6 protein-coding genes and 1 pseudogene are annotated in these 9940 nt (G+C 64.2%); 5 read left to right on the forward strand and 2 right to left on the reverse strand.

Going from position 1 to position 9940, the window contains the following annotated elements; all coding sequences use genetic code 11:
• Window positions 1-126, forward strand: a pseudogene (locus JOZ76_RS37325) (DUF1254 domain-containing protein); the annotation flags it as partial.
• Between the two features lie 83 nt (window positions 127-209).
• Here the strand turns inward: JOZ76_RS37325 and JOZ76_RS37330 are convergent.
• A complete protein-coding gene (locus JOZ76_RS37330; protein WP_291706372.1) occupies window positions 210-1055 on the reverse strand; it encodes an inositol monophosphatase family protein in 846 nt (281 codons plus the stop codon).
• A gap of 679 nt (window positions 1056-1734) precedes the next feature.
• Here JOZ76_RS37330 and JOZ76_RS37335 point away from each other — a divergent pair.
• A complete protein-coding gene (locus JOZ76_RS37335; RefSeq protein ID WP_291706373.1) occupies window positions 1735-2166 on the forward strand; it encodes a helix-turn-helix domain-containing protein in 432 nt (143 codons plus the stop codon).
• A 300-nt stretch (window positions 2167-2466) separates the two neighbouring features.
• Here the strand turns inward: JOZ76_RS37335 and JOZ76_RS37340 are convergent, their stop codons facing one another.
• Complete coding sequence (locus JOZ76_RS37340; RefSeq protein ID WP_291706374.1) at window positions 2467-5757, reverse strand: transglutaminase family protein; 3291 nt, start codon at window positions 5755-5757, stop codon at window positions 2467-2469.
• 485 nt (window positions 5758-6242) lie between these two features.
• On the opposite strand from JOZ76_RS37340, the gene JOZ76_RS37345 reads away from it, so the two are divergent.
• The 3 genes from JOZ76_RS37345 to JOZ76_RS37355 all read left to right on the forward strand — a co-directional run bounded on the left by JOZ76_RS37345 (window position 6243) and on the right by JOZ76_RS37355 (window position 9842).
• Window positions 6243-7310: a zinc-binding metallopeptidase family protein gene (locus JOZ76_RS37345; RefSeq protein ID WP_291706375.1), complete on the forward strand. Its 1068-nt coding sequence runs from the start codon at window positions 6243-6245 to the stop codon at window positions 7308-7310.
• Between the two features lie 232 nt (window positions 7311-7542).
• The gene (locus JOZ76_RS37350; protein WP_291706376.1) at window positions 7543-8496 is read left to right on the forward strand and encodes a dioxygenase family protein; all 954 of its coding nucleotides are present in this window, start codon (window positions 7543-7545) and stop codon (window positions 8494-8496) included.
• Window positions 8497-8597: 101 nt separating this feature from the next.
• Window positions 8598-9842, forward strand: coding sequence for an amino acid ABC transporter substrate-binding protein (locus tag JOZ76_RS37355; RefSeq protein ID WP_291706377.1), 1245 nt, complete (start codon window positions 8598-8600; stop codon window positions 9840-9842).
• Window positions 9843-9940: the final 98 nt, after the last annotated feature.

Here is a 9940-nt window from a genome sequence, read left to right on the forward strand (position 1 = left end):
GGCCTGATCGTCTTGAAGGCGCTCGCCGCCGAGCCCGGCCTGATGCCGCAGGCGCAGGCCTCACTCGCCGCCGCCAGTTGCAGGACGCAGACCGAGCCCGCCCCGGCGAAGCAGGCGAAGCGCTGACGCCTGTTACCTCTCCCCGCAAGCGGGGAGAGGGAGCATACCGCCGATGCGGAAGTGATAAACCTGATCTCGCGTCAGTTTGTTCAGGATACGGCCGCATCCGCGCCAGCAAACAGCGCCGCGCGGGCGAGCTGCCAGCTCTCCCGGTCCGGCGCGCAGAGCAGGCCGCCGCTCTGAACGGTCGGCTTGTAGTCGCCGCCGTCGAAGCGCGCGCTAAAGCCGCCGGCTTCCCGATGCAGCAACCAGCCCGCCGCATGGTCCCAGGGCATCAGCTTGTTGTAGAGCAACAGGTGGCGATGACCTGCAGCGGCCAGGCGATATTCGTGCGCGGCGCAGTGCAGCGAGCCGCTCAGACCGACACGGGCCAGATTGCCATTGATCGTCGAGCGCAGCGGCTCCGGCAAAAAACTGGTCGAAATGATCGCGTCCATGCGGGCGAGCGGGACCGAAGCGGCGACTTTTAGATCGATGCGCCCGCGATGTTTTCCCTCGCGCCAGGCCCCCTCGCCCCGAAGCGCAAACGCAGTGTCCTCGCAGACGGGATCGTGGATCGCGCCGAACGCGATCTCGCCGCGCATCGTCGCGGCGATCATGCTGCCAAACAGCGGCAGGCCCGCGACGAAGTTCTTGGTGCCGTCGATCGGATCGATGATGAAGGCAAGCTCGGCACCGGCAATGCCGCTGACAATATCAGGGTTTTTCGCCGCGGCTTCCTCGCCGATGATGACGCTGCCCGGAAAGGCGGCTGCGAGCTCCTTCGAGATTGCCTTTTCGGCCGCCTCGTCGGCCTCCGTGACCAGATCGAAGCTCGACGATTTCTGCTTCACCTGGTCGGCGCTGAGGGTCCGGAACCGCGGCATGATCTCGGCCTGCGCGGCGTTCGCGAGAATTTCGCCGACGCGCAGGGCGTCCTTGTTCGAAAACAGCATCGCACCTCTTTCATCCTGTTCAACAGCGCGCCTTATACACCGCTTGCGGGTCCTGGCGTGCGCTGTTTCAACGCGAGGCGGCATGCGCGGCGCAGCGACAGCACACGCAGCCGACCGGATCATGGCTGTTGAAGATCACGACCTCCGTGCGTGGCTTGCCCTGAGCGCACGCAGGGGCTCCTGATTGGCGATGCGCCTCGCGCGGTGATGCCGGCGCGACGGCTCAGAGGTAGCCGCGGGCCTCGAAGACTCCCCGCTTGGCAACTCTCTTCACGGTCCGTCCCCTGCCGCCGCACTTTGCGCATCTGGGAGGGTAGACACGCCGCCCGGGCTTGGCCTGCCGTCTCACCTTGGCATGGCCGGTGCCATCACAGGCGAAACAGAGTTCCTCACCGGCCGCCAATCGTTTGCTCTTAGCCATAAAGCAATCTCCACCACTCGATAAAACGGCCCCGCGAAAGCGCGGAGGGGGGAAGAAAGGCGGTCACCCAACGAAGAGAGCAGCCAGCAATAATGCGATCGGGAACAGCCCAAGGCAGATCACAGCAACTGTAAAAACCGTTTCATTTTCGAAAGCCTGTTTTAGACGCCGATGCAACGCCATGTCCTCAAACGCAGCTCCCCTTTGCAACCGAAGCATGCATTCGTTAAACAACACGCAATCGCAAGCAAAAACAAGATGGCGAAAATGGCCGGTGAAACTCCAAACAATTCAGATGCAGCACTGGCGAAGCGTCACAAGCAGTCGGCGATCGTCGGCCGTATGACTGTGGCATGCTTCGTGGCAATGCGCAGCGGTTATGCTCGCAAACACCTCGGCGCTGTGTTCGAAGAAATCTTGGTGGGACTGGCGATCCGCATCGCCGATGATCTCGGCGCACCGCCATTGACCGCTTCCGACCTTTCGAAACATCTCGGACTCCCGCGCTCCAACGTGCGCCGCTGCCTTGATGCTCTGATCAACGAAGGCGTCCTCCGCAAGGAGGGGGAACACGGCTACAGGGGCGAGCTGGACTGGCTCGCGTCACGAATTGACGCTGAGTATTTCCTGAAAATTCGCGATGCGATCATCACCGCTGCCGATGAGCTGAAAGCGCTGGACGAACCCTGACACCGCCTCGGGTCACCGAGCCGCCTCATCCCATCACTCGCGATCCAAGCTGGCTGCAGGCGCATCAGGATTACGTTTCATCCATCTTCGTCCATGTCGCATTGACCCATGCATCTCGAGTACCCATACCACACCGCAATTGGTTGTAACGTTCAAGAGACACACCATGAAAATCTTTGACAGCTCGAATTGCGGAAGGGCTACGAGCGACGAGCGTAGGCCGATGGAACCGGCAAAGCTCACGCTGTGGCGGCGCATCCAGCGCGCGCAGACGCTTCGCGCCTGGCACCGTAACGCGTGTCAATTCCTGCGGCGGAGGTCGAGCGTGAACGGATAATCCGGGTTGACGCGCGCGAGGCCCGGCCGCAGCGGTCCCGGCGTATGGCCACAGGCATCGAAGCGCGCGATACGGCGGCCCTCGGCCTCATAGGCGTTGACCGGAAAGACCTCAAAGTTGCGGCCGCCGGGATGGGCGACGTGGTAGCGGCAGCCCGCGATCGATCGGCCGGACCAGGTGTCGACGACGTCGAAAGTTAGTGGCACATGCGGCGGAACGGTCGGATGCAACGCCGAGGCCGGCCACCATGCGCGATAGCGGACACCGGCGACCGCCTCGCCATGCCGGCCGGTTTTCGCAAGCGGCACGGTGCGACCGTTGCAGGTGACGACGAAGCGATCGCCGGTCACGCCGCGGACGCGGGCCTGCACGCGCTCCAGCGAGGAATCGACATAGCGGGCGGTGCCGCCGATGATCCCCTCCTCGCCCAACACGTGCCATGGCTCCAGCGCCTGGCGGATCTCGAGCTCGACATCGCCGGCATGCACGATGCCGCAGCGGGGAAAACGAAATTCGTAATGCGGTGCGAACCAGGAGAGTTCGACCGGCAGGCCGGCGTCCCGGAGGTCGGCAACGACGTCGGAAAAATCCGACCAGACGAAATGCGGCAGCATGAAACGGTCGTGCAGGCTGGTGCCCCAGCGCACCAGCTCCTGACGATACGGCTTGTCCCAGAATCTTGCGATCAGCGCACGGATCAGCAGCTGCTGCGCGAGACTCATGCGCGCATGCGGCGGCATCTCGAACGAGCGGAATTCGACGAGGCCCAAGCGGCCGGTCGGTCCATCCGGCGAAAACAGCTTGTCGATACAGATCTCGGCGCGATGGGTGTTGCCGGTGACGTCGATCAGCAGATTGCGAAAGATGCGATCGACTAGCCAGGGCGGCGTGGTGCCGGCACCGGGATCGGGAATCGCGGCGAGCGCGATCTCGAGTTCGTAGAGCGCCTCGTGGCGGCCTTCGTCGACCCGCGGCGCCTGGCTGGTCGGCCCGATGAACAGGCCGGAGAACAGGAACGACAGCGACGGATGGTTCTGCCAGTAGGCGACGATCGAGGCCAAGAGATCGGGGCGGCGCAGGAACGGACTGTCGGCCGGCGTCGGACCGCCGAGCACGATGTGGTTGCCGCCGCCGGTGCCGGTGTGGCGTCCGTCCAGCATGAACTTTTCGGTCGAGAGGCGGCTCAGATGGGCTTCTTCGTAGAGCGCGGTGGTGATCTCGACCGCCTGATCCCAGCTGTGCGCGGGCTGGATGTTGACCTCGATGACGCCGGGGTCCGGCGTCACCTTGACCGAATTGATCCTGACGTCGAAAGGCGGCGTGTAACCCTCGAGCAGGACGACCTGTCCAACCTTGGCCGCAGCCCCCTCGATGGCGCCGACCAGGGCAGCGTAATCCTCGGCGTCGGAGAGCGGCGGCAGGAACACACAAAGCTGTCCGTCGCGCGGCTCGACCGCGAGCGCTGTGCGCACCGAGCCTGCGACCTCGTCGAGGCCGCCGGGCATGCTGGTGGGCGTCTCCAGCGCCACCGTGCGGCGGCGCTGCATCAGCACCCGCCGCTCCGGCAAGGGCGGCGCATCGGCAAAGGGATCGCGCGGCAGCACGTGCGGGTAACTGGCCGCCGGGACTGACGGCAGCGAACCGAGCGGCAGCCGAAAGCCGGCCGGCGAGTCGCCGGGCACGAGATACAGCTTGTCGCGCCGCAGCCCCCAGCGCTCGGTCACCCAGCGTCGGCCGCGATCCTCGGTGTGCCAGGCCTGGATCGGCAGCACATAGCTGACCGGATTCTCCAGCCCGCGGTCGAACACCGACATGATGCGCTTGCGCTCGGCCGGATCCTCCAGGGTGTTGCTGTCCGGCGTCTCGCTCAGCGGCAGCTTCTGCTCGACGAGAAGAAAATGCGCGGTGTCCTCATAGGCGGGGATCGCGCTTTCCTCGGGCAGGCCGAGCTGATTGCACAGCGCGCTCACAAAGCCTTCCGCATCAGCAATCGTCGCAGGCTTGCTTACGACTTCGCTGGCGAGCAGCTTGCGGTCCTCCCACAGCGGCTGGCCGTCGGAGCGCCAATAGAGCGCAAAGGCCCAGCGCGGCAGCTGTTCGCCGGGATACCATTTGCCTTGGCCGTAGTGCAGCAGGCTGCCGCTGCCGAAACGCTCGGCGAGCCGTCGCACCAGCTCATCGGCGTAGCGCCGCTTGGTGGGACCGACGGCCGCGGTATTCCACTCTGCGCCTTCCATGTCGTCTGCGGCGACGAAGGTTGGCTCGCCGCCCATGGTGAGGCGCACATCACCCTCGCGCAGGCGCGCATCGATCGCGTGGCCGCTGTCGATGATTTTGGCCCAGGTGTCATCGTCATAGGGCTTTGTGACCCGCGGCGTCTCGCGGATGCGCGACACCTTCATGGCGAAGTCGAAGGTGACCTCGGCCTTCTGGTGCGACCCCGTGATCGGCGCGGCGCTGATCGGATGCGGGGTCGCGGCGAGCGGAATGTGCCCCTCGCCGGCGAGCAGACCGGAGGTCGGATCGAGCCCGATCCAGCCGGCGCCGGGCACATAGACCTCGGCCCAGGCATGCAGGTCGGTGAAATCGAACTCGGTGCCAGCAGGTCCGTCGAGCGATTTCACGTCGGGCGTGAGCTGGATCAGATAGCCGGACACGAAACGTGCGGCGAGCCCGAGGTGCCTCAGGATCTGTACCAGCAGCCAGCCGGAGTCACGGCACGAGCCGGAGGCGCGCTGCAGCGTCTCCTCCGGCGTCTGCACCCCCGGCTCCATGCGCACGAGATAGCCAATGTCGCCCTGCAGTTTGCGATTGAGGTCGATCAGAAAATCGACGGTGCCCTTGGCCCTGCGGTCGATCGTGTCGAGATAGCGTGCAAGCAGCGGTCCCGGCGGCTCCGGCTGCAGATAAGGCAGCAGATCCGTTCCTTCGTCGGCATAGGCGAACGGCCAGTCCCTGGCATTCTCGGCGACGAAGAAGTCGAAGGGATTGATGACCGCCATGTCGGCGATCAGATCGACCGTGACGGTGAAATGGTCCGTCGGCTCCGGGAACACCACGCGGGCCTGAAAGTTACCGAACGGATCCTGCTGCCAGTTGATGAAGTGGGTCTTTGGGTCGACCCGCAGCGAATAGCTCAGGATCGCCGTCCGGCAATGCGGCGCGGGCCGCAGCCTGATGACCTGAGGTCCCATCCCGATGGTTCGATCGTAGAGGTAGCGTGTCTCGTGGGTCAGAGCGACATGAAGCGCCATGGGAACGCAAAAATCCTCCTCGCGAGAGCGCGCTCAACAGATGTCAGGCAACCCGCGAGTACGTATCCGGCTCGCAAGCGATATCAATTCGATCGCGTCACGACAAGCAGCCGCGGCGCAATGAGATGGAAACATCGGGCAACATGCCCAAGCATTGAGCAGATCGCTCGTTTTGTCATAGGCTTTTGGATGCGCACTGAGCAGATTAGCGCATGATGAAGTTGGTTGGATTGTTGCCGCGTTGGAGGTGCGCTCCCTCTCCCCGCTTGCGGGGCCGCGTGAGCAAGAGCGCGCGCTGTGAGGATTGGGGTGAGGGGAGTCTCAGAGAACTGAGCTCGTGGAGAGTCCCCTCACCCGAAATTCCCGCGTTCCGCGTGAATTTCGACCTCTCCCCGCAAGCGGGGAGAGGTGAACAGCGGCTAGCGCCGGGCCAATTCTGATAGATCGCATCTGCGCCAACTTTCGAATGATGGGATTGGATCAGAATGAGGAATTTCGCCTGCACGAACTGCGGCAATGAAGTGTTTTTCGAGAACGTCACCTGCCTGCAATGCGATCATGCCCTCGGCTTCGATCCGATCCGGAACACGATGGTGGCACTCGAAGCGGCCGATGAGGCGAGCTTCCGCGCGATCGGCGATGGCGAGCCGAGCGGGCAAAAAACCGATCATGTCACCTATTGCGACAACCGTCAGCATGACGTCTGCAACTGGCTGCGGCCGACTGAGGCTGCCAGCGGCCTGTGCCTGGCCTGCGCCTTGAACCGGACCATTCCCAATCTCGCCGAACAGGGCAGCCTGGCGGCATGGCGCGAGCTCGAACTGGCGAAGAAGCGGCTGATCTATTCGCTGCTACGTTTCGGCCTGCCGATGGATGGCACGAAATGGAACAAGGGCCGCCTCGCCTTCGATTTCGTCCGCAATGCGAGGACAGGCCATCTCAACGGCGTCATCACCATCGACATCGCCGAGGCGGATACGGTCGAGCGCGTCCGCCAGCGCGAACATTTTGGCGAAAGCTACCGTTCGCTGCTCGGACATCTGCGGCACGAAAGCGGTCATTTCTACTGGACGATCCTGGTCGAAGCCGCGGGCCAGCTGGAGGAATTTCGTGCCCTGTTCGGCGACGAGCGGCAGGATTACGGCCAGGCGCTCGCGCGCTATCACGAGAGCGGCCCGCCTCCGGGCTGGCAGGAGCAGTTCATCTCGGCCTATGCGAGTTCGCACCCCTGGGAAGACTGGGCGGAGACCTGGGCGCTTTACCTGCATGTCGTCGACGGGGTCGACACCGCGAATGCCGAGGCGCATAGGTTGCGCGCCGCCGGCATGGTGCCTCCGTCAAGTGGATCTAAATCGGGATTTGACGCCTATCGTGCCTCGCGCGTCGATACGCTGATCGACCGCTGGCTTCCGCTGACGATCGCGATGAACAGCCTATGCCGCAGCATGGGGCACGAGGACTTCTACACCTTCGTCATTCCCGCAGCGGTCGATGCCAAGCTCGCCTTCGTGCATCGCCTGGTCCGCCGGTTTGCCCCACAACCGGCCGGATAAAGCCGGCGATCGACATCAGCCGCGATCGTGGGTTGCAGCGGCGCCCCGCGGCTCTCTGGTCCCCGCGCAAATTGAGTACCGCAATGCGGCGGAACGTCCGGAAGTCCGGCTTGACGCTGCCCTGAACCTCCGTAAGCCTGCCACCCAAAGGTGATGGCGTTCGCAGCCGCGGAACGCTAGGTTTGCCCGCAGCGTCAAGCCACAGGCGGTCAAGGATAAGAAGGAGGAACCCATGCGCGAGTTAACGCCGGACACCATCACCGACGCCGTGCTCGACCAGATGTCGGCAACGCCCGACCCGCGCCTCAAGGAGATCATGGCCTGCGCGGTCAAACACCTCCATGCCTTCGCCAGGGAAGTCAACCTGACGCCGGCGGAATGGATCAAGGGCATCGAGTTCATGACCGCGGTCGGCCGGATGTGCACGCCAGAGCGGCAGGAGTTCATCCTGCTGTCGGACACGCTCGGGCTGTCGGCGCTGGTCAACGGCCTCCATGACAAGACCGCGATCGAGGAAGGCACCCATACCAGCCTGCTCGGACCGTTCTATCGCGAGGTCGCGCCTAACCTGGCGCTCGGCAGCCAGATCTCCAAACACGTCAAGCCCGGCACCGAATGCGTGCTGTATGGGCGCATCACCGACATCAACGACAAGCCGATCGCGAACGCCACCGTCTCGGTCTGGCAGACCGGCGCCGACGGCCTCTACGACGTGCAGGAAGGCCCCGGCGCCGTCGACTATCGCGGCGTATTCGCGAGCGACGCGAACGGTGCCTATTATCTGCGCACCGTCAAACCGCTCGGCTACTCGATCCCGATGGACGGGCCGGTCGGCGGCATGGTGCGCGCCCAGGCCCGTCACGGCATGCGGCCGGCCCATATCCACTACCTCGTGGGCGCGCCGGGCTATCGCGAGCTCGTCACCGCGCTCTATCTGCGCGACGACCCGCATCTGGCCGACGACGTCGTGTTCGGCTCTTCCGGCGATCTCGCGGTCGATATCGATGCCGATGATCCGGACTGTCCCATCAAGGGACTGCCCTCGATCCGCTTCGATTTAAAACTGGCGCGCGAAAGCGCGGCGGACAAAACCAGCGGGCGCGTCGGCTCCGATCCGTCGGCGATCTTGAAACCGGCCGCGAGAGAAGGAATAACTACCGAGGCACCGGCGCCGGCAGCGAGCTGACCGCGGGTGCACGGCCGTCTGGCACGGCCGAATTGGGGATTTTTGGCTAGCAATGAGAGCGCACGCGCCAGGTGTGCAGAGTGATGCGTAAGGGAGGACAAATGGATCGCAGAACACTGCTGGGCGGCGCGATGGCCGTCGCCGCGCTGGGAATGACGTCGGTCACCCGCGCGGACGAGCCGCCGATCAGGATCGGCATGTCGATGCCGCAGACCGGAGGACTGGCGGCCGGCGGCAAGGCCTCGCTGCTCGGCATCGAGATCTGGCGCGACGACATCAATGCCCGCGGCGGGCTGCTCGGCCGCAAGGTCGAGCTGGTCGTCTATGACGATAAATCGAGCGCCTCCGAGACGCCCGCGATCTACGCAAAGCTGCTCGACGTCGACAAGGTCGACCTGTTGTTCGCGCCCTACGCGACGGTGCCGACCGCGCCGATCATGCCGTTGGTCAAGCAGCGCGGCATGCTGTTGATGGGCAACTTCTCGTTCCAGGTGAACAGCAAGATCCACCACGACATGTGGTTCAACAATGCGCCATGGGGACCGGCCGACGCCTGGGCCACCGCCTTCCTCGGGCTCGGCCAGAAGGCCGGGGGCAAATCGGTCGCGCTGCTGTCAGCCGACCAGGAATTTGCCCAGAACCTGATCACGACCGCACGCGATGTTGCCAAGAAGATGAACATGCCGGTCGTGTTCGATCAGACCTACCCGCCGTCGACCGCGGAGTTCTCTTCGATCATCCGCGCACTCAACGCGGCCAAGCCGGACATCGTCTATGTCGCGTCCTATCCGCCGGACTCGGCGGCGATCCTGCGCGCCGTGAACGAGATCGGGGTGGGCGACAACGTCAAGATTTTTGGCGGCGCCATGGTCGGCCTGCAGTTTGCCGGCGTGATGGAGAATCTGGGCTCGCTCTTGAACGGCGTCGTCAACTTCAACACCTGGTTGCCCGAGCCCAGCATGTATTTCGACGGCACCAAGGCGTTCTTCGAAACCTATGCCAAGCGCGCCGTCGAGGCCAAGGTCGATCCGCTCGGCTATTATCTCGCGCCCTACGGCTTTGCGATGGGCCAGCTGATCGAGCAGGCGGTCACCGCGACCAAGTCGCTCGACCAGAAGACGCTGGCCAAATATCTGCGCGAGCACGTGCACAAGACCATCGTCGGACCGATCGAATATGCCGAGGACGGCGAGTGGAAGGAGACCGCGACGCTGGAGGCGCAATTCCGCGGCGTCAAGGACAAGAACCTCGATCAGTTCCGCTCCTCCGGCAGGCAGGTGATCCTGTTTCCTGAGCGGTTGAAGACCGGTGACCTCGTCACCCCCTTCGAGGCCGCCCGCAACTAGGCATGATGAAATGAGGTTCGATAGGCGCCGCGCTGAAGGTGAGCCCCCTCTCCCCGCTTGCGGGGAGAGGGTTGGGGTGAGGGGGAGTCTCAAGGGAC

It is taken from the genome of Bradyrhizobium sp. (assembly GCF_019244115.1).
In the GTDB taxonomy this organism is placed as follows: Bacteria; Pseudomonadota; Alphaproteobacteria; order Rhizobiales; family Xanthobacteraceae; genus Bradyrhizobium.